Annotated in this window: 13 protein-coding genes; 6 read left to right on the plus strand and 7 right to left on the minus strand. The window is 67.5% G+C overall.

Features of this window, described 5'->3' with window-relative positions:
- Both AC6RA4_RS04540 and AC6RA4_RS04545 read right to left on the minus strand, forming a co-directional pair.
- On the minus strand, positions 1–935 hold a 935-nt coding region (locus tag AC6RA4_RS04540; protein WP_500157824.1), incomplete at its 3' end, for an NAD-dependent epimerase/dehydratase family protein.
- A 10-nt stretch (positions 936–945) separates the two neighbouring features.
- The gene (locus AC6RA4_RS04545; protein ID WP_500157826.1) at positions 946–2037 is read right to left on the minus strand and encodes an NAD(P)/FAD-dependent oxidoreductase; all 1092 of its coding nucleotides are present in this window, start codon (positions 2035–2037) and stop codon (positions 946–948) included.
- Between the two features lie 250 nt (positions 2038–2287).
- Here AC6RA4_RS04545 and AC6RA4_RS04550 point away from each other — a divergent pair, with 250 nt between their 5' ends.
- The 5 genes from AC6RA4_RS04550 (at position 2288) to gltS (ending at position 14596) form a co-directional block, all read left to right on the plus strand.
- The gene (locus AC6RA4_RS04550) at positions 2288–4099 is read left to right on the plus strand and encodes an autotransporter assembly complex protein TamA (RefSeq protein WP_500157828.1); all 1812 of its coding nucleotides are present in this window, start codon (positions 2288–2290) and stop codon (positions 4097–4099) included.
- Positions 4096–8889 (plus strand): translocation/assembly module TamB domain-containing protein, encoded by a 4794-nt coding sequence (locus tag AC6RA4_RS04555; RefSeq protein WP_500157830.1) that lies wholly within the window; start codon positions 4096–4098, stop codon positions 8887–8889. The genes AC6RA4_RS04550 and AC6RA4_RS04555 overlap by 4 nt, the downstream gene beginning before the upstream one ends.
- 244 nt (positions 8890–9133) lie before the next feature.
- Positions 9134–10264: an efflux RND transporter periplasmic adaptor subunit gene (locus tag AC6RA4_RS04560; protein WP_500157832.1), complete on the plus strand. Its 1131-nt coding sequence runs from the start codon at positions 9134–9136 to the stop codon at positions 10262–10264.
- A complete protein-coding gene (locus tag AC6RA4_RS04565; protein ID WP_500157834.1) occupies positions 10261–13368 on the plus strand; it encodes an efflux RND transporter permease subunit in 3108 nt (1035 codons plus the stop codon). The genes AC6RA4_RS04560 and AC6RA4_RS04565 overlap by 4 nt, the downstream gene beginning before the upstream one ends.
- 28 nt (positions 13369–13396) lie before the next feature.
- Positions 13397–14596 (plus strand): sodium/glutamate symporter, encoded by a 1200-nt coding sequence (gltS, locus tag AC6RA4_RS04570; protein ID WP_500157836.1) that lies wholly within the window; start codon positions 13397–13399, stop codon positions 14594–14596.
- 84 nt (positions 14597–14680) lie between these two features.
- Here gltS and AC6RA4_RS04575 read toward each other — a convergent pair whose 3' ends face one another.
- The 5 genes from AC6RA4_RS04575 to AC6RA4_RS04595 all read right to left on the minus strand — a co-directional run bounded on the left by AC6RA4_RS04575 (position 14681) and on the right by AC6RA4_RS04595 (position 22206).
- Complete coding sequence (locus AC6RA4_RS04575; RefSeq protein ID WP_500157838.1) at positions 14681–17428, minus strand: cation-translocating P-type ATPase; 2748 nt, start codon at positions 17426–17428, stop codon at positions 14681–14683.
- A gap of 34 nt (positions 17429–17462) precedes the next feature.
- Positions 17463–18398 (minus strand): carbamate kinase, encoded by a 936-nt coding sequence (gene arcC, locus AC6RA4_RS04580; protein ID WP_500157840.1) that lies wholly within the window; start codon positions 18396–18398, stop codon positions 17463–17465.
- Positions 18399–18400: 2 nt separating this feature from the next.
- Positions 18401–19399 (minus strand): ornithine carbamoyltransferase, encoded by a 999-nt coding sequence (locus tag AC6RA4_RS04585; protein WP_500157842.1) that lies wholly within the window; start codon positions 19397–19399, stop codon positions 18401–18403.
- A 66-nt stretch (positions 19400–19465) separates the two neighbouring features.
- Entirely contained in the window at positions 19466–20689 is a 1224-nt protein-coding gene (locus AC6RA4_RS04590; RefSeq protein ID WP_500157844.1) for an arginine deiminase, read from the minus strand.
- Positions 20690–20766: 77 nt separating this feature from the next.
- Positions 20767–22206: a YfcC family protein gene (locus tag AC6RA4_RS04595; RefSeq protein ID WP_500157846.1), complete on the minus strand. Its 1440-nt coding sequence runs from the start codon at positions 22204–22206 to the stop codon at positions 20767–20769.
- A 402-nt stretch (positions 22207–22608) separates the two neighbouring features.
- Here AC6RA4_RS04595 and nhaC point away from each other — a divergent pair, with 402 nt between their 5' ends.
- On the plus strand, positions 22609–24084 hold the full coding sequence (gene nhaC, locus AC6RA4_RS04600) for a Na+/H+ antiporter NhaC (protein ID WP_500157848.1): 1476 nt from the start codon (positions 22609–22611) through the stop codon (positions 24082–24084).
- Positions 24085–24138 lie beyond the last annotated feature (54 nt).

Consider the following 24138-nt stretch of genomic DNA (forward strand, 5'->3'; position numbering starts at 1 on the left):
TCGCTCGAATGTCGGAACGGATGACCGTCGCTGCCGCCCATCGCCACGACCGTCCGCCCCAGCCCCTCCTCGATGCCCACCGAAGGCGCCCACCCGAGCAGCCGCTCTGCCCGCGAGATATCCAGCACGCTGGACTTCAGCTCACTCTCCAGCGGCGCGCGCTCCAGAACCAGCGCCTTCCCCGTCACCTGCTGCACCAGCGCGACCAGATCCGCCAGCGACGTGCCCTGCCCGGTGCCGATGTTGAGCGTCGTCACCCGCTCGGGCAGCTCCGCCACGCAGGCGCGCGCCACAGCGGCGCAGAAATCCGCGACATGGATGTAGTCGCGCAGGCTCTCGCCGGTGCCGAAGAGCTTGAACGCCCGCCCCGTCGCCAGCGCGTCGAGCAGGATCGTCACCACGCCATAGCTTGGCCCCGCCAGCGGCGAGCCGTAGGCGTTGGCGAGCCGCAGGATGGTCAGCCGGAAGCCGTGCCGGTTGGCGAGCATCACCAGCGCCTGCTCCACCGCCATCTTCTGCAGCGCATAGAAGGACTTGGGGTTGAGACGTGCATCCTCGGGGATGGGCAGCGCATCGGTGTCGCCATAGACCCCGGCGGAAGAGACATAGACCATGTGCCCATGCCAGCCGCGCGCCAGAAGGGCCTCGGCAAAGCGCGCCTGCGGCTCGATTTCGCGGCGGCTTAGATCGGCGAAGCTGTCGAACGGCACGCGCGGGCTGGCCAGCCCGGCGCAATGCACGATGGTGGCGCCCTCTGCGCCCTCGGGCAGCCAGCCCGGCGACAGAACCTCGGGCGTGGTGATCTGCGGAAGCGTCACGGTCGGAGCGGGCGCTGCCCGCCGGGCAACGCCGGTGGCGTCATGGCCCGCCGCCCGCAGATGCGACAGGATCTCGTAGCCCAGAACCCCCGAGCTACCGGTGACGTAGATGCTCATGACGGCCTCCTCAGGCGAAACGTGCAGGCGACAGCGCGGCAACGCTCCCGGCGTCGATCAAAGCCTCGCGCCCGGCCACGAGCGCCGCGGTCAGCTCGGCCAGCGCCGGGGCGGTCTGGATGCCGTGACCGCCCTGCCCGGCGAGCCAGAAGAACCCCTCTGCCGCGCCGTCGAATCCACAGACCGGCGTCTTGTCCGGGGCGAAGCTGCGCAGGCCGGCCCAGCTCGAGACCATGCGGGTGACCGGCACCGTCACCGCGCGCTCGTAGCGGTCGAGCCCCTCGGCCAGCACCATGTCGTCGGGCCAGGCATCCTGCGGCGGCACCGGATCGGCATCGGCGGGGCTCACCATGAGCTGACCGCCCATCGGCTTGGCGTACCAGGTCTCGGCGATCGAGCCGAAGAGCGGCCAGAGCCCCACCTCGTGGCCGTCGGGCGCCGGCAGCACCGCCGCAGAGCGGCGACAGGGCTGGATCGCGATCGGCTGCGCGCCCGCCATGCGCGCGATCTCGCCCGCCCAGGCGCCGGCCGCGTTGATCACCACCGGCGCGGCATGGGTCTCGCCGCCCGCCACGATCTGCCACAGCCCCGCCTCGCGGCTCAGCGCCGAAACCGGCGCCTTGCAGCGCAGCTGACCTCCGCGCGCCCGGAACTGGCGCAGGTAGCCCTGCAGCATGGCGGCGACATCGATGTCACGGGCCTCGGGTTCCAGCACCGCACCGGCGAAATGTCCGGGCTTCAGGATCGGCACCAGCCGTTCCGCCTCGACAGCGCTCAACCGCTCGAGCCCGGCGCTGCCGGCGGCATACTCCTCGAGCAGGTCGAGCTCCGCGCCGGTGGCCAGAAGCAGCTCGCCGCGCGGGGTCAGAAGCGGCGCCTCGACCTCGATGTCGGGGGCCTCGAAGAAACCCACCGCCCGGTCGTTCAGCGCCCGCAGCGCGGCGTTGCCGTAGTTGCGGATGAAGATCGCCGCGGACCGCGCCGTGGAATGCCGCCCGGTGCCCGGCTCGGCCTCGAGCAGCAGCACCTCGGTCTCTTCGGCCAGCGCCGCCGCGGCGCTCACCCCGGCCATGCCGCCGCCGATCACGATGATGTCGGGCATGTCGTCTCCTTCACGTTCCGCCGTGCCGCGCTAGATCGCGCCTCACCGGGATAGACAGCCGGGACGCAGGGGGCAAGCGATGCAGCCGGGACACACATATCGGCGTTTCACCGCCCACGAAAAACGTGAAACGCGGGGCACGTCACAAGATGCTATCCCCTTCCCTAGCGTCCTCGATAGCACTGGGTTACTGTGGGTCGATCTCGCCCGTGAGGCGAGCAGCTCCGTGGCCCGAGAAAGGAATTTTTCAGTGACCATCCGGCGCTTTGCTGCCGCCTCCGGCACCGCCCTCTGCCTCGCCTCCGCACCCGCCTTTGCGCTCGAGAACCTGAATTTCTCGACCCCGGGCATGGACGACGACCTTCGCGACCAATTGCGCAACAACTCGGCCCTCGCCTCGGTCGAGGCCGAAGCAGAAGACGCGCCCCCGACCGGGCAGGATGTGCTCGCCGCGGCGCTCTCGGATTACGGCATCCTGCTCGAGACGCTTTACGCCAATGGCTATTACGGTGGTGTCATCAGCATCCGCATCGACGGGCGCGAAGCCGCGGACATTCCTCTGCTGCAGACCCCCGACAGCGTCGATACCGTGGTGGTCAGCGTGCAGAGCGGCCCCGCCTTCACCTTCGGCCGGGCCGAGATCGCGCCGCTTGCCCCCGAGACCGAGCTGCCCGAGGGCTTCAAGCGCGGCGAGACCGCTGAGGCCTCGCTGGTCGGCGATGCCGCCGATGCCGGGATCGAGGGCTGGCGCCAGATCGGCCATGCCAAGGCCGAGATCTCCTATCAGAACGTCGTCGCCGATCATCGCAACAGCGAGCTCGACGTCGAGATGCGCATCGCCCCCGGTCGCGAGCTGCGCTTCGGTCGGCTGATCACCGTCAACGACAGCGCCGTGCGCACCGCCGCGCAGCGCCGCATCGCGGGCTTTCCGACCGGCGAGCGTTTTGATCCCGACGAGCTCGACGAGGTGCAGCGCCGCCTGACCCGCACCGGCACCTTCACCAGCGTGACCTTGCGCGAGGCGGACCAGCCGAACCCCGACGGCACGCTCGATGTCGAGCTGCGCGTGGTCGACAACAAGCCGCGCCGCTTCGGCTTCGGCGCCGAGATCTCCTCGCTCGAGGGGCTGAGCCTCACCGCGTTCTGGCTGCACCGCAACCTCTGGGGCGGCGCCGAGCGGCTGCGCATCGACGGCGAGATCACTGATATCGGGGCCTCCGGCAGCGATGCGCTCGATGCCAGCCTCACCGCGCGGCTCGAGGTGCCCGCCGCCATCGCCGAGCTTGGCCCCAATACCGACGCCTTCTTCGAGGCCTCGATCGCGACCCTGAACGAACCGACCTACTCCTCGGACACCGCCGAGCTGACCGCTGGTCTGACCCGGCGCTTCAACGAGGATCTCACCGGCGAGATCGGCGTCGGGCTGCTCTATTCGCAGACCGAGGATGATCTCGGCGAGCGCGAGTTCCTGCTGTTCACGCTGCCGCTCTCGCTGACATGGGACAAGCGCGACGTCGATCTCGATCCGACCTCGGGCTGGTATCTCGATGCCGAGGTCACCCCGTTCTACAACCTCGACGGCGAGGGCCACGGCGCGCGGCTCTACACCGACCTGCGCGGCTATTACGGCTTTGGCGAAAGCAAGAGCACCGTGCTCGCCGGGCGCCTGCAACTCGGCTCGGTGGTGGGGTCCGAGTTGGAAGACACCCAGCCCGAGTTCCTGTTTTACTCAGGCGGCGCCGGCACCGTGCGCGGCCAGCCCTACCAGTCGCTCACCGTCGATCTCAACGGCAACGAAACCGGCGGTCGCAGCTTCCTCGGCCTGTCGACCGAACTGCGGCAGGACATCAACGACACCTGGGGCGTGGTCGCCTTTGCCGATGCGGGCTACATCAGCGAGGCCAGCACCCCCGGCACCGAGGGCGACTGGCACGCGGGCGCCGGTCTCGGCGTGCGCTATTCGACCCCGATCGGCCCGCTCCGGGTCGACCTCGCCGGCCCGGTTTCGGGCGACACCGGCGACGGGGTGCAGCTTTACATCGGCATAGGTCAGGCATTTTGAAACGGCTTCTACTTCTCCTCTCCCTGCTTCTCGGACTGTCCCTGCCCGCGACGGCGCAGGAGGATGACGAGGGCACACGGCTCGAACGCCTGATCGAGAACGCGCTGTCCTCGGACGGCACCAGCGTGACGGTGCGCGGCTTCCGCGGCGCGCTGAGCTCGCAGGCCACGATGGAGCGCATGACAATCGCCGACGAGCAGGGCATCTGGCTGACGCTGGAGAATGCCGAGCTCGACTGGAGCCGCCTTGCGCTGCTGCGCGGCCGCCTGCAGGTCGACGAGTTGAGCGCCGAGCGTCTGGAAGTGAGCCGCCTGCCCGCCTCCGGCTCCTCCGCCCCGGCCCCCGAGGCCAGCGGCGGCGCCTTCGCGCTGCCCGACCTGCCGGTCTCGGTCAATGTCGGCCGTTTCGCCATCGAGGCGGTCGAGCTTGGCGCGCCGATCATGGGCGAGGCGGTGACGCTCAATGTCGAGGGTGCGGCGCAGCTTGCCGATGGCGAGGGCAACGTGGAGCTTGCCGTGGTGCGGCAGGACGGCCCCACCGACGCGCTGAACTTCACCGGCAGCTACGCCAATGACAGCCGCGAACTGCTGGTCGATCTGGTGCTCGAGGAAGGCTCGGGCGGTCTGCTGACCACCAAGATGGGCCTGCCCGGCGCGCCGCCGATCCGCCTTGCGGTGCAGGGCGAGGGCGTGGTCGACGATTTCACCGCCGAGATCTCGCTCGCCACCGATGGCGAGGACCGCTTCGCCGGTCAGGTGACGCTCGAGGGCGTCGAGGAGCTGGGCCACCGCTTCGCCGCCAATCTCGAAGGCGATCTGCGCCCGCTGCTACCCGTGGAACAGCGCGCCTTTCTTGGCGAAAACCAGATCCTGCGCACCAGCGGCATTCTCGAGACCGGTGGCGCCATCGAGCTTGACGAGCTGACGCTCGAGACCGCCGCCGTGTCGCTTAACGGCGAGGCGCGCATCGGTGCCGAGGGCTGGCCCGAGCGGCTGCGGCTCTCGGGGCGCATCGCCTCGGAAGACGGCAGCCCGGTGCGGCTGGCCTTCGCGCAGGACGAGACCCTGCTCGAACAGGCGACGCTGTCGCTGTTCTACGACGCCTCGATCGGCGACGAGTTCACCCTCGAGCTGACCCTCGAAGGGCTCGACCGCCCCGAGATGTCGCTGCAAAGCGCCCAGCTCTCCGGCGCCGGCACCATCGCCCAGAACGAGACCAGCAGCCTGCCCGGCGCGGTGCGCGGTCAGCTCAACCTCGACGTGGCGGGGCTGGCCTTCTCGGATGCCTCGCTGGCCGAGGCCACCGGCGACGCCATGACCGGCGCGCTGCAGTTCGACTGGCAGGAGGGCTCGCCGCTCGAGATCACCGGCATCGACCTCACCGGCGCCGGCATCGACGTGCAGGGCGACGTGGTGCTCTCGGGCCTGACGCAGGGCGCCGACCCGGCCATCGAGCCGGATCTGCAGATCCGCGCGCAGGACCTCGCACGCTTCTCCGGCCTCGCCGGGCGCGAGCTTGGCGGTGACGCCAACGTGCGCGTCTCGGGCCGGGCCGAACCGGTCTCGGGCCGCTTCGATCTCACCGTGGAAGGCAACGCCACCGATCTCGCTGCCGGCATCCCGCAGGTCGACGGCCTGCTCGCCGGCAGCCTGACGCTCGACGCCACCGCGGCGCGGACCGAGCAGGGCACCTTCCTGCGCAACCTCGATCTCGACGGCCCCGGCATCGTGATCACCGCCGATGCGCAGCTCCAGACCGGCGCCAGCAGCGGCAAGTTCGACCTGACCCTGCCCGACCTGTCGCTGGTCGATCCGTCGATGAGCGGCGCGGCCACGCTGACCGGCACGCTCGACGAGGGCGAGGACGCCTACGCGCTCGACCTTGTGGCCGAGGGCCCGGGCAACACGCAGTTCGATGGCGTCGTCACCGCCGGCAAGGGCGAGGATGGCAGCATCGTCTCGGTGGGCTTCACCGGCGACGCCTCGGCAGCCGATCTCGCCACCTTCGCGGCCATTGCCGGCCGTCCTCTGGATGGCGCGGCGAGCTTCCAGGGCAGCGGCAGCTACACGCTCGAGAGCGGCTATTTCGACGCCGACGGCACGTTGCAGACCCGCGACGTGGAAATCGGCATCGAGGCGGTCGACGGGCTGCTGGAAGGCACCACCGACGCCGAGGTCAACGTGACCCGCGACGCGGATGGCATCACCATCCGCCGCGCCGAGGTCGACGGCCCCGGCATCGAGATGACCGCCACCGGCACGCTGCTCGACGCCGGCAGCTCGGCCAGCTTCGACATCACCCTGCCCGACCTCGCGCGCCTGCGCGCCGAGGGGCTGACAGGGCGCGCCACGCTGCGCGGGACGCTCGAGGAAAGCGCCGAGGCCTACCTGCTGAACATCGCGGCCACGGGCCCTGCGCAGACGCAAGTTGACGGCGACGTGACCGCCACCAAGGCCCCCGACGGCGGCATCGCCACGGTGAGCTTCGACGGCACCGCCGCTGGCGGCGACCTCTCGGCCTTCGCCGACCTCATCGGCCGCGAGCTCGACGGCTCCTTCAGCTTCGATGGTGAAGGCTCTTACGCGCTCGAAACCGGCTATTTCGACGCCGACGGCTCGCTTGTCACAAACGATCTCGCCATCGGCATCCAGCAGGTCGACGGGCTGCTGGAAGGCACCACCCGCGCCGAGATCGACGTCTCGCGCGATGCCGAGGGCATCACCATCCGCCGCGCCGACGTGGACGGGCCGGGCATCGAGCTGACCGCCAATGGCAGGCTGGTGGGCGACGGCAGCACCGCCACCTTCAACCTCACCCTGCCCGACCTGAGCCCGGTCGCGCCCGGCATGTCGGGCAGCGTCTCGGTCTCGGGCGACCTGCAGGAAAGCGCCGAGGCCTACACGCTCGACTTCACCGCCCGCGGCCCCGGCCAGACGCTGGCGGGCGGCATCGTCACGGCGACCAAGACCGACGAGGGCCAGATCGGTACCGTGGGCTTCGACGGCACCGCCTCGGTGGGTTCGCTGGCGGCCTATGCCCCGCTGACCGGGCAGAACCTGCGCGGTTCGGTGAGCTTTGACGGTTCCGGCGCCTACACGCTGGCCACCGGTGCCTTCAGCGCCGACGGCACGCTCAACACCCGCGACCTCGCCACCGGCATCGAGATCGCCGACAAGCTCGTCGGCGGCAGCGGCAGCGCCGTGGTCTCGGCCCGGCGCGACGACGACGGCAACATCACCGTCGAAGAGCTCGACGTCACCACCTCGCAGATCACCGCCACGATGAACGGCACGCTGAGCCAGTCCGGCGCCAGCGCGCTCAGCTTCGACGTGGCGCTGAACAATCTCGGCGTGATCGTGCCGCAGCTTCCGGGTCGCGCCACCGCCACCGGTACGGTCGGTGGCACCGGCACCGGGCCGTGGCAGGTCGATACCCGGATCAACGCCCCCGGCGGGACGCAGGCGACGGTCTCGGGCACGCTGGCGCAGAGCTTCGACAGCGCCAACCTCGCCATCGACGGCAACGCGCCGCTGTCGCTTGCCAACCGCATCGCCGAGCCGAATCTGCTCTCGGGTATGGCGCGGCTGAACCTGCGCCTGAACGGGCCGCTGGCGCCCTCGTCGCTGTCGGGCACCGTCACGGTGAACGGCGCCGAGGTGGTGCTGCCGGGGCCGGGCCTCTCGCTCAACGGCATCAACCTCAACGCCAATCTCGGCGGCGGGCAGGTGCGGCTCGACGTGACCGGCCAGCTTGCCACTGGCGGGCAGCTCGAGACCACCGGCACCATCGGCCTCAACGCCCCCTATACCGCCGATCTGACGGTGCGGATGCGCGAGCTGCTGCTCGAGGATCGCCGGCTCTACCAGGCGACCGCCAGCGGGCGCGTCACCGTACAGGGCCCGCTGCTCACCGGCCCGACCATCGGCGGTCGCATCGACATCGAGCAGGCCGAGCTGCGCATCCCCGAGACCGGCCTCGGGCCGGGCAGCCGCAGCTTCACGCTCAAGCATCTCGCCGAGCCCGCCCCGGTGCGCCAGACCCGCGCCCGCGCCGGGCTGATCGAGACCGCGAGCTCGGGCGGCGGACCGTCCTACACACTGCCGCTGAACCTCGACATCCGCGCGCCGTCGCGCATCTTCGTGCGCGGCCGAGGCCTCGATGCAGAGCTTGGCGGCAGGCTGCAGATCACCGGCACCTCGCAGGACATCGTGCCGGTGGGCCGGTTCGACCTGATCCGCGGACGGCTCGATATCCTCGGCCAGCGCCTCACCCTCGACACCGCGATCCTGCGCCTCACCGGCGATTTCGTTCCGACCATCGAGGTCGAAGCCACCGCCGAGCGTGACAGCACCGTGGTGACCGTGTCGATCGAGGGCGAGGCGACGGAACCGGAGGTGACCTTCAGCTCCGACCCGTCGCGCCCCGAGGAAGAGGTGCTGGCGCTGCTGCTCTTCGGGCGTGACGTGACCGAGCTCTCGGCGCTGCAGGCGCTACGCATCGCGGCGGCTGTCAACACACTGGCCGGCAAGGGCGGCGAGGGCATCGTCGGCAACCTGCGCAAGGGGTTCGGCCTCGATGATTTCGACGTCACCACCGATGACGAGGGCAATGCCGGGCTGCGTCTGGGCAAATATATCAGCGACGATCTCTATACCGACGTCGAGGTCGATTCCGGCGGCGAGACGACGATCAACCTGAACTACCAGATCAATCGCAACGTGAAGGCGCGCGCCAGCGCCGACAGCGGCGGCGACAGCGGTCTCGGGATCTATTTCGAGAAAGATTACTGATCTTGCGGGGCGGGCCTTCGGGCCCGCCTCTGCATCCGGGCCTGCGCGCCGCAGGCCCCTTTCCCTTTCCTGACAGCAGAGCCCAGACGCCAACGCGCCACCCGCATCCGGGGCAGCGCGCCCGCTGCCTTGCGCCATATCGTCCGGACGCTGCGTTGCGCCTTGGCGTGCCGGAGGCGCGTGCCTAAACTGGTGCGCGATTGCCTGAGCCTTTTCTCCCGACATTCACGAAGCCGACGGTCCGATGACATCCCCCAGCCCAGCCGAAACGCCGCCCCGCACCGATCTCAGCTTCAAGGACGATCCCGGGGCCGGTCGCGCCGGGCTGATCGCGCTTGCCATCGTCGTCGGGCTGACGTTGTGGATGCTGAGCGGGATCTTGCTGTCCTCCGACACCGACGAGGACCAGACCTTGCCCGCGCCGGGCATCCCCTCGGTCGCCGTCCAACGCTCCGAGCCGGCACCGGTCACGCTCTACTTCCACGCCGAGGGGCAGGCGCTGCCCAAGCGCGACACGATGATCCGCTCCGAGGCCTCGGGGACGGTCGAGGAGATCCTTGTCGACGCCGGCACCGACGTGACCGAGGGCGCGCTGCTGGTGCGGCTCTCGACCGAGCGGGCGCAGGCCAGCCTCGTGTCGGCCCAGCGCGAGTTCGACCGCGCCCAGCGCGAATACGACAACGCCACCACCCTGCTCGACCGCGGCGTTGCCACGCTCGACCGGGTGACGCAGGCGCAGGCGGCGCTGGCCGCCGCCGAGGCGCAGGTCGCCGCGGCGCAGGAGGCGCGCGACCAGACCGACATCCTCGCGCCCTTCGCGGGCCGGGTGGAGTATCTCGGGCTCGAGCTGGGCGAGGTCGTCTCGATCGGCATGGAGATCGGGCGCATCATCGATCATGATCCGCTCACCGTGAGCGTCGAGGTGCCGCAGCAATCGCTGCGCCGCATCCGCACCGGGCAGCTGGCCGAGGTCAGCTTCCTGACCGGCGAGAGCCGCGAGGGCGAGGTGACCTTCGTGGGCACCGCCGCACAGGCCCAGACCCGGACCTTCACCGTCGAGATCACCGTGCCCAATGCCGATGGCGAGATCCCCTCGGGCATTTCGGCCCGGGTGCGCATTCCCACCGGCGAGACCGAGGCGCATTTCCTCTCCGGGGCGGATCTCTCGCTCAACATCGACGGTGTGATGGGCGTGAAGACCGTGACCAAGGACAATCGCGTCGCCTTCCACCCGGTGCAGGTGGTCAGCACCGAGCTTGACGGCGTCTGGGCCACCGGCCTGCCGGACAGCGCCGACGTGATCGTCGTGGGGCAGGGCTTCGTGGTCGAGGGCGAGGAGGTCACGCCAGTGCCCGCCGAGGAGCCCGGACGATGAACACGCTGATCGACGCGGCCTTCTCGCGCAGCCGCGCGGTGATGCTGGCGCTGCTGATGCTGATCGCGTTCGGCAGCTACGCCTATGTCACCATCCCCAAGGAGGCCGCCCCCGAGGTGCCCCTGCCCTATTTCATTGCCACCACCGTGGTCGAGGGCATCTCGCCCGAGGATGGCGAGGCGCTGCTGCTGCAGCCGCTCGAGCGCGAGTTCTCCTCGGTCGACGGTCTGAAGAAGATGAGCAGCGTGGCGATGGAGAGCGCCGCGCTGGTGCTTCTGGAGTTCGAGCCCGGCACCGATGCCGACGACGCGCTCGGGCGTCTGCGCGATGCCCGCGACCGCGCCAATGCCGATCTGCCCGACAGCGCCACCACGGTGGAGCTCATCGAGATCAACACCGAGATGTTCCCGATCCTGTCGATCATCCTCAGCGGCCCCGTGCCAGAGCGCACGCTCAGCCAGATGGCCGAGGAGCTGCAGACCGAGATCGAGAAGATCAACGGCGTGCTCGAGGCCGAGATCGGCGGCGAGCGCGAGGAGTTCCTCGAGATCCTGATCGACCCGACGGTGTTCCAGACCTACGGGCTGACCTTCGACGAGCTGCTCGGGCAAGTGCAGGCCAACAACCGCCTGATCGCCGCCGGCGCCATGGATATCGGCCGCGGCCGCATGGCGCTCAAGGTGCCGGGGCTGATCACTACGCTGCAGGACCTGCAGGCAATGCCGGTCAAGGTGCGCGACGGCACCGTGGTGAGCCTCGGCGACATCGCCACCATCCGGCAGGCCTTCGAGGACCCGGAGGGCTTCGTGCGCTTCAACGGCCAGCCGGCGCTGTCGCTCGAGGTCACCAAGCGCTCGGGGGCCAACGTGATCGAGATCGTCAATCAGGTGATGGACCGGGTCGAGGCCGCCCGCGAGGGCTGGCCCGAGAGCGTGCAGGTCACCTACCAGTCCGATCAGTCCGACCAGATCAAAACCATGCTTTCCGAGCTCGAGGCCAGCGTGATCGCCGCCGTGGTGCTGGTGATGATCGTCATCGTCTACGCGCTTGGGCTGCGCTCGGCGATACTGGTGGGGGTGGCGATCCCGGGCTCGTTCCTCGTCGGCGTCGCGACGATCTGGCTGATCGGCTACACGCTCAACATCATCGTTCTCTTCGCGCTGATCCTCGTGGTCGGCATGCTGGTCGACGGCGCCATCGTCACCACCGACCTCGCCGACCGGCGGCTGCAGGAGGGCGCGCCGCCCAAAGAGGCCTATGCCTATGCCGCCAAGCGCATGGCCTGGCCGATCATCGCCTCGACCGCGACCACGCTGTCGGTGTTCTTCCCGCTGCTGTTCTGGACCGGGATCATGGGCGAGTTCATGAAATACCTGCCCGCCACGGTGATCCTGACCCTGATCGCCTCGCTGTTCATTGCGCTGATCTTCGTGCCGGTGCTGGGCGGGCTGATCGGGCGGCGCCAGCCGCGCAGCGCTTCCGCCAAGGCCGCCCTTGCCGCCTCCGAGCATGGCGACCCGCGCGCACTCCGGGGCTTCACCGGCGCCTATGCCCGGCTGCTCGACCGCGCGGTGCGGGCGCCCGGCGTGACGCTGCTGATCGCCGTTGCCGTGCTGCTTGGGGCGTTCCAGCTCTACGGGCTGTTCGGGCGCGGCGTCACCTATTTTCCTGATGTCGAGCCCGAGGCGCTGCAGGTCGAGGTGCGCGCCCGCGACAGCTTCTCGATCTACGAGCGCGACGCGCTGGTGCGGCAGGTCGAACAGCGCCTGTTCGGCTTCGACGAGATCGACGGCATCTATGCCCGCTCGGCGCTCAACTCGCAGCTCGGCAACGAAGAGGTGATCGGCACCATCAATCTCGAGCTGGCCGACTGGCAGGAGCGCCGCAAGGCCGATGTCATCGCCTCCGAGATCCGCGAGGCGGTGGCCGACATCGCAGGTGTCGAGATTCAGGTGCAGAGCCAGTCGAACGGCCCCTCGCAGGGCAAGCCGGTCGAGGTCCGGGTGATCTCGCCCGACCCCGAGGTCCAGAGCGCCGCCGTCAGCCATGTCCGCGAGGTCATGGCGCGCATCGGCGGCTTTACCGATGTCGAGGACGACCGCAGCCTGCCCGGCGTCGAGCTGGCGATCAATGTCGACCGCGCCGAGGCGGCGCGCTACGGCGCCAGCGTCACGCTGCTGGGACAGGCGGTGCAACTGCTGACCCGGGGCGTCGACGTCTCGACCTACCGGCCGCCCGCGAGCAGCGACGAGTATGACATCCGCGTGCGCTTTCCGCAGGAGAGCCGTAACCTCTCCGAGCTTGCCAACCTGCGGGTGCCGACCTCGGCCGGTCAGGCGCCGGTGCTGAACTTCGTCAGCTTCGAGCCGGTCGACCGCACCGGCACCATCCGCCGCACCGACGAGCGCCGGGTGCTAACCATCGAGGCCGACGTACAGCCCGGCCTGCTGGTCAACGACCAGATGCTGCTGCTCTCCGCCGCGCTGGCCGAGGATCCGCTGCCCGGCGGCGCCAGCTTCGAGCTTGGCGGCGAGGCCGAGGAGCAGGCCGAGGCCTCGTCCTTCCTCGTCTTCGCCTTCGTCGCGGCGATCGCGCTGATGTTCGCGATCCTGCTGATCCAGATGAACAATTTCTATCAGGTCTTCGTGGTGCTGAGTGCCATCGTGTTCTCTGTCGCGGGCGTTCTGCTGGGGCTGATCATCATCGGGCGGCCCTTCGGGGTGGTGATGGGCGGCATCGGGGTGATCGCGCTGGCGGGCATCGTGGTGAACAACAACATCGTGCTGATCGACACCTACAACGAGATCCGCGCCACCGGCGCCTCCTGCCGCGAGGCGGCGCTGCGCGCCGGGGCCCAGCGCCTGCGGCCGGTGGTGCTGACCTCGCTCACGACGGCGCTGGGGCTGATGCCGATGGTGCTGGGGGTGACGCTCGACGTCTTCTCCCGCGAGATCCTCGTCGGCGCGCCCTCGTCGCAATGGTGGACCGAGCTGTCGAGCGCCATCGCCGGTGGCCTGATCTTCGCAACCGTGCTTACGCTGGTCCTGACCCCCTCGATGCTGGTGCTGCGCGACCGCCGCCGCGAGCGGCGCGCGGCGGCGTAAGGCATCGCGAGACAAGGAAATTCGCACCATGATCGTCCCAGCCTTCCTCTCCGCCACCATCGGCATGCTGGTCTATTTCATCGGCGTGCGGCTGACCGAGAAGATCGCCTTTCTGCGCGATTTCAACATCCCCGAGCCGGTCTCGGGCGGGCTGGCCGTATCGCTCCTGACACTGCTCCATTACCTGTTCACCGGGACCGAGATCGACTTCGACCTGAGCGGGCGCGATTACCTGCTGCTGGTGTTCTTCTCGACCATCGGCCTCAACGCCCGGCTCTCGGACCTGATGAGCGCGGGCAAGGTGCTGCTCTACCTCGCCCTGATCACCGTGGCCTTCCTGGTCATTCAGAACGTCGTCGGGCTGGCGGGTGCGGCGCTCTTCGGCCTGCCCCTGCCCTCCTCGGTGCTGCTGGGCTCGGCGGCGCTGATCGGCGGGCACGGCACCGCCATCGCCTGGGGGCCCTATATCACCGAGCTGACCGGCGTTGCCGGCATGGCCGAGATGGGCCTCGCCACCGCGACGCTGGGGCTGGTGCTGGCGGCGTTGCTTGGCGGGCCGGTCGCCAAGATCCTCATCGAGCGCAACAAGCTGGAAGGCCCGCATGACGCCGCCCCGATGGTCGGTCTCGAATTCGATGACAAGGAAGAACCCGCCGAAGCGGTGAACCACGTCAACCTGATGCGCTCGATCCTCGTGGCGCATATCGCGATCATGATCGGCTACCTGCTTCATGCCGAGTTCACCGCCATCGGGCTCGACCTGCCGCTCTTCGTGCCCTGCCTGATGGCGGGCATCCTGCTGTCGAACACCGTGCCGCTGCTGCGCCCCAAGCTGCCCTGGCCGGCGCGCACCCCCGCCCTCGCGGTGCTGTCGGATTTCAGCCTGTCGCTGTTTCTCGCCATGTCGCTGATGAGCATGCAGCTCTGGACGCTGGCCGGACTCGGAGGCCCCCTTGCCACGGTGCTGCTGGTGCAGGTGATGGCGACCGTGGTGGGGGTGCTGTTCGTATTCTTCCCGCTGATGGGGCGGGATTATACCGCCGCCGTGCTCTCGGCGGGCTTCGTGGGCTTCACGCTGGGCGCCACGCCCACCGCCATCGCCAACATGTCGTCGGTGACCAAGCGCTACGGCGCCGCGCCGCTGGCCTTCATCGTGCTGCCGCTGATCTCGGCTTTCTTCGTCGATCTCGCAAACGCGCTGGTGATCCAGTTCTTCGTGTCACTCTAGACTCGCCCTCGCGCCCGCAGCCCCGAAACGAAAAGACCCGGCGCGTGACGCGCCGGGTCTGTTTGCCTCGCGGCAGGAGCCGGGTCAGAGGAACTTGAACCCGAAGATCTCCTTGATGCCCGACAGGATGAAGGTCGGGATCGCCGCGATGAAGCCGCAGGCCAGCAGGATCGGCATCGGCAGGCTGGCGGTGCCCAGCACGTAATGGCCGAAGGGCGTGTAGACGGCGATGGCCGAGAGCACCAGCGAGATCCCCACCGCCATCAGCAGCTTGGGGTTGCCGAAGGGCGACTTGCGGAACAGCGTCGAGGTCGTGCGGGCATCGAAGATGTGCCACAGCTGGGCGAACATGATGGTCACGAAGGCCATGGTCTGCGCCATCGCGAAGCCAAGCTCCATCGCCAGCCCCTGCGAGAAGGTGTAGTAGCTGATGCCGCCCACCGCGAGGCCGCGGATCAGGATACGCTCCTTCATGCCGTCCGAGAACAGGTCGTGGTCGCGGGTCCGCGGGGCACGCTCCATCACGTCCGGCTCTGCCTCCTCGAAGCCCAGCGCCAGAGCCGGGATCCCGTCGGAGACGAGGTTGACCCAGAGGATCATCAGCGGCGCCAGAGGGATCAGCGGGTCCGATCCCATCAGGATGAAGGCGAACAGGATCGTCGACACCTCGGCCACGTTCGAGGTCAGGGCCTGACGCACGAACTTGAGCAGGTTGTCATAGATCCTGCGGCCCTCGCGCACGGCGCTGACGATGGTCGAGAAGTTGTCGTCGAGCAGCACCAGAGCGGCGCTGTCCTTGGCCACAGAGGTGCCGGTGATGCCCATCGCCACGCCGATATCGGCGGTGCGCAGGGCCGGCGCGTCGTTGACCCCGTCGCCGGTCATCGCGGCAACCTCGCCATTGGCCTGCATCGCCTTGACGATGCGCAGCTTGTGCTCGGGCGTCACGCGGGCGAACACGGCGGCGTTCTTGGCGACCTCGGCGAGTTGCGCGTCATCCATGCCGTCGATCTCATGGCCGGTATGAACCGTCTGATCCTCGGAGGTCCGGATGCCGATCTGCTCGGCGATGGCCTGCGCGGTGACCGCGTGGTCGCCGGTGATCATCACCGTGCGGATGCCGGCGGAGGTGGCGTCGGCCACGGCGACCGTCACTTCGGGGCGCGGCGGGTCCATGATGCCGTGGATGCCAAGCAGGACGATCTCCTGCTCCGGATCCTCGGGATCGAAGGTGCCGTCCTCGGCATAGCGGAAGGCCACGGCGAGGGTGCGCAGGGCGCGGCCGCCGAAATCCTCGATCACCGCCTCGACCTGGGCGCGAAGGGCATCGTCGAGCGGCTGGATCACACCGTTCAGCAGAATGCCCTTGGCCCGCCCGAGGATCACGTCGGGCGCCCCCTTGGCGACCAGCACCTTGCGGCCATCGGGCATGCGCACATGCATGCTCATCATCTTGCGGGTGCTGTCAAAGGGGAAGGCCTGAAGGATGTCGTAGTGATCCTTCTTGAGCCCATCCCGGCTGATGCCGACCTTGGCACCGGCGACGACCAGAGCGCCCTCGGTGGGGTTGCCCTGCACCGCGTGGCGGCCGTCCTTGAGCATCAGCTCGGCCTCGTTGCAATAGACCGAAACCTCGAGCATGCGGGCGAGATCCTGCTCGTTGGCGATCACCGCGGCGTTGCCCTCGGCGTCAAGGAACTCGCCCTTGGGGTCGAAGCCCTCACCGCTCAGTTCCCAGGTCTTGCCACCGGCCCAGCAGCGCATCACCTGCATCTGGTTCTGGGTCAGCGTGCCGGTCTTGTCGGAGCAGATCACCGAGGTGGTGCCCAGCGTCTCGACAGCCGAAAGCTTGCGGGCCAGCGCATTGTTCTGGACCATCCGCTGCGAGCCCAGCGTCAGCACGATGGTGACGACGGTCGGCAGACCTTCGGGGATGGCGGCGACAGAGAGCGAGATCCCGGTATTGAGCATCTCGCCAAGGCTCATGCCGTGGAAGATACCGATGCCGATGACCACGGCCACCACGCCCAGCGCAGCGGCGATGAGCACCTTCGAGAGCTTCTCGATGCGCTCCTGAAGCGGCGTCTTGGGCTCTTCGGTGGTGGCCATCATGTGGGCGATGTGGCCGACCTCGGTCTGCATGCCGGTGGCGGTGGCGATGCCTTCGCCGGTGCCGTTGGTCACCTTGGTCGACATGAAGCCCATGTTGAGCCGGTCCGCGAGCGTCAGATCGGGATCGTCGATCGCCAGCGTATGCTTGTCGACGGGCTCCGACTCGCCGGTCAGCGCGGCCTCGTCCACCGCCAGCCGGGCGGCCTCGGTAAAGCGCACGTCGGCGGCGATGATGTCGCCGGCCTTGAAGCGGAGCACGTCACCGGGGACGATGTCGGCGGCGGGGATCTCGACCCACTCGCCGCCGCGCTTCACGAAGGCCTGCGGAGCGGCCATCTCGCGCAGCGCCGCGAGCGAGCGGGCGGCGCTGAATTCCTGATAGAAGCTGATCACCGCGTTCAGGATCACGATCACCGCGATGGCGACGGCATCGACGATGTGGCCGGTGAACAGAGAAATGACCGCGCCGAGCATCAGGATGATCAGCAGCGGGTTCTTGAACTGGATCAGGAACAGCACAAAGGCCGGGGTCTGCTTGCCCTCCGCGAGGCGGTTGGGGCCATGCTGGGCCAGCCGGGTTTCGGCATCCTGTTGCGAAAGACCGGTACCGGCATCACTGCACAGAACGGCCGCGACGTCTTCGCCGGGGCGCGTCCAGGGCGCAGCGGTTCCGGCGCCGGCCTCTTGGGCGGGAACAATCTGGGCGGTCTGGTCTTTCATGATCGTTTCTTTCTCAAATGTGGGTGGCCCGCGCTTACGCGCGGACCAGTTCAACTTCGGCGACCTCCGGGTCGATGGTGGTGCCGGTCTCACCGCGCAGGGCGGCGGCGACATCCTTGAGGGCACAGATCACGGCGCGCTTGCCGCTGGCGCGGACAAAATTCTGCGCCGCCTCCACCTTCGGCCCCATCGAGCCTGCCGGGAAGTCATAAGCGTCCATCTGGTCGGGCGAGGCCCGCCGGATTGCCTTTTGATCGGGCGTTCCCCAGTCGAGGAAGACCGCATCCGCATCGGTGGCGACCACGAACACGTCGGCATCGATCTCCGAGGCCAGCAGGGCCGAGCAGAAATCCTTGTCGATGACGCATTCGACGCCGGTGAGATGGCCCTCGCGGTCATAGACCGTGGGGATGCCGCCGCCGCCGGCGGCAATCACCACCGCGCCGTTGTCGAGCATCCAGCGGATCGGCTTGACCTCGAAGATCCGCTTCGGCGCCGGCGACGGCACCACGCGGCGCCACTTGTCGCCGTCGGGCTTGATCGACCAGCCCTTCTCGGCGGCGTTCTTCTTGGCTTCCTCTTCCGAATAGACCGGACCGATGAACTTGGTCGGATCCTTGAAGGCCGGATCCTCGGCATCGACCTCGACCATGGTCAGCACGGTGGCGAGCGGGGTCTCGAAGGGCAGAAGGTTGCCCATTTCCTGCTCGATCATGTAGCCGATCATGCCCATGGTCTCGCCGACGAGGACGTCGAGCGGATACTCGTCGACCTCGGTATAGGCGGCTTCCTGAAGGGCCAGGAGGCCGACCTGCGGGCCATTGCCGTGGGTGACGACCAGATCGTTTCCATCTGCCAGCGGGGCCAGGGCCTCGGCGGCGATGCGGACATTCTCGCGTTGGTTCTCCGCCGTGAGCGCCTGCCCACGGCGAAGAAGCGCGTTGCCCCCAAGAGCGACAACGATCCTCATGGTCATGCCCCCAGCGTGGCCACGAGAATGGCCTTGATGGTGTGCATGCGGTTCTCGGCCTGCTCGAACGCGATGTTGAGCGTGCTCTCGAACACTTCCTCGGTCACTTCCAGCTCGGTGATGCCGAACTTCTCGGCAATGCTGGCGCCAACCTTGGTCTCGGTGTTGTGGAAGGCCGGCAGGCAGTGCATGAACTTGACCTGCTTGTTCTTGGCCTTTTTGATCAGGTCCATGTTGACCTGATAGGGCTTGAGCAGCTTGATGCGCTCTTCCCAGACCTCGGCAGGCTCGCCCATCGACACCCAGACATCGGTGTGGATGAAGTCCACGCCTTCGACCGCGTTCACGTCATCGGTGATGGTGATGCGGGCGCCGGTCTCTTCGGCCCACTTTTCGGCCATCTCGATGATCTCGGGCTCGTTCTGGTTGTCCTTCGGAGCGATCATCCGCACGTCCATGCCCATCATGGCGCCCAGCAGCAGCAGCGAGTTGCCCATGTTGTTGCGGGCATCGCCAAGGTAGGCATAGGCGATCTGGCTGCGCGGCTTGTCGGTGTTCTCGAGCATGGTCAGCATGTCGGCGAGCATCTGGGTCGGGTGCCAGTCGTCGGTCAGGCCGTTATAGACCGGCACGCCCGAGTAGTCGGAGAGCTGCTGAACCATGTCCTGGCCGGAGCCGCGGAACTCGATGGCGTCGAACATCCGGCCAAGCACCCGGGCGGTGTCCTTCATCGATTCCTTGTGGCCGATCTGGCTGCCCGACGGATCGAGATAGGTGATGTGCGCGCCCTGGTCGTGGGCGGCCACCTCGAAGGCGCAGCGGGTGCGTGTCGAGGTCTTTTCGAAGATCAGGCAGATGTTCTTGTCGTTCAGCGCCTTTTTCTCGGAGCGGGAATACTTGGCGCGTTTCAGGTCGCGGGCCAGGTCGAGCAGGTAGAGCATCTCGCGCTGCGAGAAGTCTGCGATGTTGAGATAGCTGCGGCCTCTGAGATTAAGAGCCATGTCGGCCTCCTGAAATATGAGAATTGCGGTTTTCGCGTTTGAGGAATTGGGATTGGGAAGGTTGGGTCAGACCGGATCGCGGAGCAGCGGGCAGGTCATGCAGTGACCGCCCCCACGACCGCGGCCGAGTTCCTGGCCGTTGATCTCGATGACTTCGACACCGGCGGCGCGCAGCTTCTTGTTGGTGAAGGTGTTGCGCGAGTAGCCGACCACGACGCCGGGCTCGAGCGCGACGACGTTGTTGCCATCGTCCCATTGCTCGCGTTCGGCCTGGAAGTCATCGCCACCGGTGGCCACGATCTGCAGGTTCTCGACGCCCATCACGTCCTTGTAGACGTCGAAGATCGAGCCTTTTTCCTCGAAGATCTCGGTCTTGCCGTCGGCGCCCTTGCGGCCCGAGAAGCAACGGATCTGGTTCGCCACTTCCATGAAGGCCGTCACCTTGTCGACGTCGAGGCAGGAGAACACCGTGTCGAGGTGCATCGCGGCGCGCGACTTGGGCATGATGCAGGCCACCACGCGTTCGACGGCGCCCTGGTCGAACAGGGTCTGAGCCAGCTGGGTCACCGCCTGGCGGGTGGTGCGCTCGCCCATGCCGATGAAGACCGTCTTGTTGCCGATCGGCATGACGTCCCCACCCTCGACCGAAGCCGCCTGGAAGTTCTCGTCGCTGTCGCCCCACCAGATCTTGAAATCCGCGTCGCGGAACATCGGGTGGAACTTGTAGACCGTGCGCTGGAACAGGGTTTCCGGCTGGCGGGCCGGCCAGAACATCGGGTTCACCGTGACGCCGTTGTAGATCCAGCAAGAGGGGTCGCGTTGGAACTGCGAGTTGGGCACGGCCGGGATGATGAAGTCCGTGTGGGCGAGCGTGATGCGGGCCTTGCGGCGCATTTCTTCGTCGGGCAGGTCGCTGACGATGATGCCACCCATCAGCTGGCGGGCAAGATCGCGCGGGGCCATGTCGTCGAGCCAGGGGCGCATGTCGCGGGTCAGGCCCGGGCCGCAGAGGTTCGGCGTGATGAGCCGGTCGAGGATGAAGGGACGGGCATCGTCGGTCTTGTCGAAGGCCTCGGCCAGCACGTCCTGGATGTCGAACACCTCGACGCCGCGGGCCCTCATCTTGCTGACGAAATCGGCGTGATCGATACGGGCCTGCTCGACCCAGAGCACATCATCGTAGAGCAGTTCCTGGCAGTTGCGGGGGGTCAGACGTTCATGGGCGAGCGAGGGGCGCGAGACCATGACCTTGCGGAGTTTTCCAACTTCGGAATGAACACCAAATTCCATCTTAATTTCTCCGTAGAATTAGAAAGATCGGGGTCGGCGGCCACGGCCTTCGCGGCCGCCGGGTTGGTCTGGTCAGGTCAGCTGATCACGGCGCCGACGCTGAGGAGAGCCATGATGATCACGGCCAGGACGATCACCAGCGGCAGCACGAAGCGCAGCCAGCGGTCATAGGAGACCCGTCCGATGGCAAGGCCACCCATGACGACGGCGAAGGTCGGGTTGAACAGGTTCACGAGACCGTTTGCCGATTGGTAGGCGGTGACGACCAGGTCACGACCGACGCCTGCGAAGTCTGCCATCGGGGCCATGATCGGCATGGTCAGGGTGGCAAGGCCGGAGGAGGACGGGACGAGGAAGGACATCAGGAGCTGGATTCCGAACATCACGTTGATGAAGAGGAACTCGCTGAGACCGGAGACCACGCCTTCTGCCGAGTGCAGGATGGTGTCGGTGATGCGGCCGGCATCCATGATGACCACGACACCGCGGGCCACACCGATGATCAGGGCAACGCCAAGCAGGTCACGGGCGCCTTCGACAAAGGTGTCGACGAAGGTCTTCTCGTCCATGGAGGTGCCCTTGTCGAACTTCGACACGAACCACACGACGATGGACATTGCCAGGAACAGGCCGGCCATTTCGCCCATCCACCAGTCGAGCGCGACCACGCCGTAGATCATCACCACGAAGGTCAGACCGAAGAGGGCCAGGATCGCGGCGCGCACACCGCTCAGGGACGGCAGGGCGTCGCCCTCGGCAGAGGCCTTGAGGAAGTGGCTGCGGTTGACGACGGCCATGTCGGCGACCACGGACTTGGAGGGGTCGGCTTTGACGCGGGCGGCGTAGCGCATCACGTAGAAGATACCGGCGGCAAGCGAGGCGGCGAGGATCACGACACGGAGCACGATGCCCGAGGTGAAGGGAATGCCGGCGCCCTGCGAGGCCACCACGGTGGCGAAGGCGTTGAAGGTGGAGCCCAGCGTCCCGATGCCGGCGCCGAGCATGATCACGGCGACACCTGTCAGCGAGTCATAGCCAGCGCGGATGAACACGGGGATGATCAGGGCATAGAAGGCGAGGGTTTCCTCGGCCATGCCGTAGCTCGTGCCGCCAAAGGCAAAGGCGAGCATCAGGATCGGAATCATCAGATGCTCTTTGCCCTCGAGCTTCTTGAGCAGGGCACCGATGCCGGCGTCGATCGCGCCAGTCTTGGTGACGACCATCAGGAACCCGCCGATGATCAGCACGAAGAAGGCCACGTCGATGGCTGCGCTTGAGGCGGATCCGAGCAGGCCGGGATCGTACATGCCTGCGATGGGAGCAAGGATCACGGATACGATACCTTGCGGGTTGGGTTCGACCTGTTCGTACGTGCCGGGCACGGGAGCCATGGCTCCGAGACCCTCGTTCATCTCACGGAGATATTCACCGGCGGGGATGACCCAGGTTAGTGCTGCGACAACTGCGATCAGGACGAAGAGAATGGTGAAGGCGGTGGGGAACCGGAACTTCGACATCGTCCTACCTTTCTGGTTGTGTCTTGGGGGATAGAATCATCATTAATTCTGAATGCATTTAACCTCTCCAATCTGAACACCGACATGATCTAGGTCAATTTATCATGATAAATGAAAAGTTGACGTCTGGTAAACGCCCGAATCTCCCTTGAGTTGTACCAGAAAGAGCGCGCCCGGGCGCTAATTTACTGAGCTTGATAGACAAAAGGCGGTACTGAGCGGCCACGCCAAAGGGTTGGGGATCTCGGAACTTGACCGAGACCATGGTCAGGCAGCCAGAACTGTCGATAGACTCGCAACAGACCACATTTTCGACCGGCGCAGACCGCGCGCCACGTTCCGGGCCAGCAGACTCGCAGAAGACCGCTGAACGGAGTGCAAGAGAAGACGGAGACCGACGCCGTGACCGACCCACAGATGCCCGCTCAAGACCGCCCGGAGCCTCGCGCCCCGACCATGGCATGGGCGCTGGTGCCCATCGTCGCCCTGGTGGGAATGCTTGCCGCCGCCTACGGGCTTTACGGCGACGAGGCGGCGCTCGGGGCCAACCAGATCGCGCTGATGCTGGCGGCGGTGATCGCCGCGATGGTGGGGCTGCGCTGCGGCCACAGCTTCGACGAGATGCGCGAGGCGGCCATCGCCAGCGTCAATACCGGGCTGACGGCGCTGTTCATCCTGCTGGCGGTCGGCGCCCTGATCGGCACCTGGGCGATGAGCGGCACGCTGGTGGCGATGGTCTACTGGGGGCTGCAGATCCTGTCCCCCGACTATTTCTATTTCACCGTGGTGCTGATCTGCGCCGCCACGGCGCTGGTCATCGGCAGTTCGTGGACGGTGGCGGGCACCATCGGCATCGGCCTGATGGGGGTCGCCGCGCAGATGGGCCTCAACCCCGCGATCACCGCGGGCGCGATCATCTCGGGGGCCTATTTCGGCGACAAGTCCTCGCCCCTTTCGGACGCCACCAACCTTGCCACCGCTGCCGCCGGGGCCAAGCTCTACGACCACATCGTCGAGACGCTGTGGACCTCGGTCCCCACCCTGCTGGTCTGCCTCGTGGCCTTCTGGCTGCTCGGCGCGCCGGGCGAGTTCGACGCCAGCGCCATCACCGAGGGGCTGGCGGCGAATTTCAACGTGGGCTTCATCCCCTTCGTGCCGCTGATTCTCGTGTTGGGGCTTGCCGTGGCGCGGGTGCCGCCCTTCCTGACGATCTTCGTGGGCGCGCTCGCGGGCGGCATCGTCGCGGTGATCATCAGCCCCGCCAGCGTCGCCGCCGCGGCCGACGACCCAAGCCTTCCGCACGCATTGCAGATGATCAAGGGCGTGTGGACGGCGCTGGCCTCGGGCTTCGTCTCCGACACCGGCTCGCCGGGGCTCGACCAGTTGCTGAGCCGGGGCGGCATGGAAAGCATGCTGATCACCATCTGGCTGATTCTCAGCGCGCTGTCCTTCGGCGGCGTGGTCGACAAGATCGGCGCGCTCGACCGGGTGCTGGCGCCGGTGCTGAAGGCCGCCAACACCACCGGCAAGCTGATCGGCGCGCTGGTGGCGGCGGCGCTCGGGACCAACATCCTCGCTTCGGACCAGTACATCGCCATCGTGCTGCCCGGAAAACTGTTCCAGCGCGCCTTCCGCAAGATGGGGCTGGCGCCGGTGGTGCTGTCGCGCGCGGTGGGCGACTCGGCCACCGTGACCAGCGCGCTGGTGCCGTGGAACAGCTGCGGCGCCTACATGGCGGCGACGCTGGGCGTGGCGACGGTCAATTACCTGCCCTTCGCCTTCTTCAACATCCTCAACCCGCTGGTGACGATCCTGTTCGGCATGATGGGCTGGCGCATGCTGCGCAGCGACGTCCCGAAGCCTGCGGCGGCGGAGTAAGCGCCCCATTCAGGGCAGGGCGTGGCCCCTGCCCGCCCGCTCCAGCGCAGCCAG

Source organism: Salipiger sp. (genome assembly GCF_059781815.1).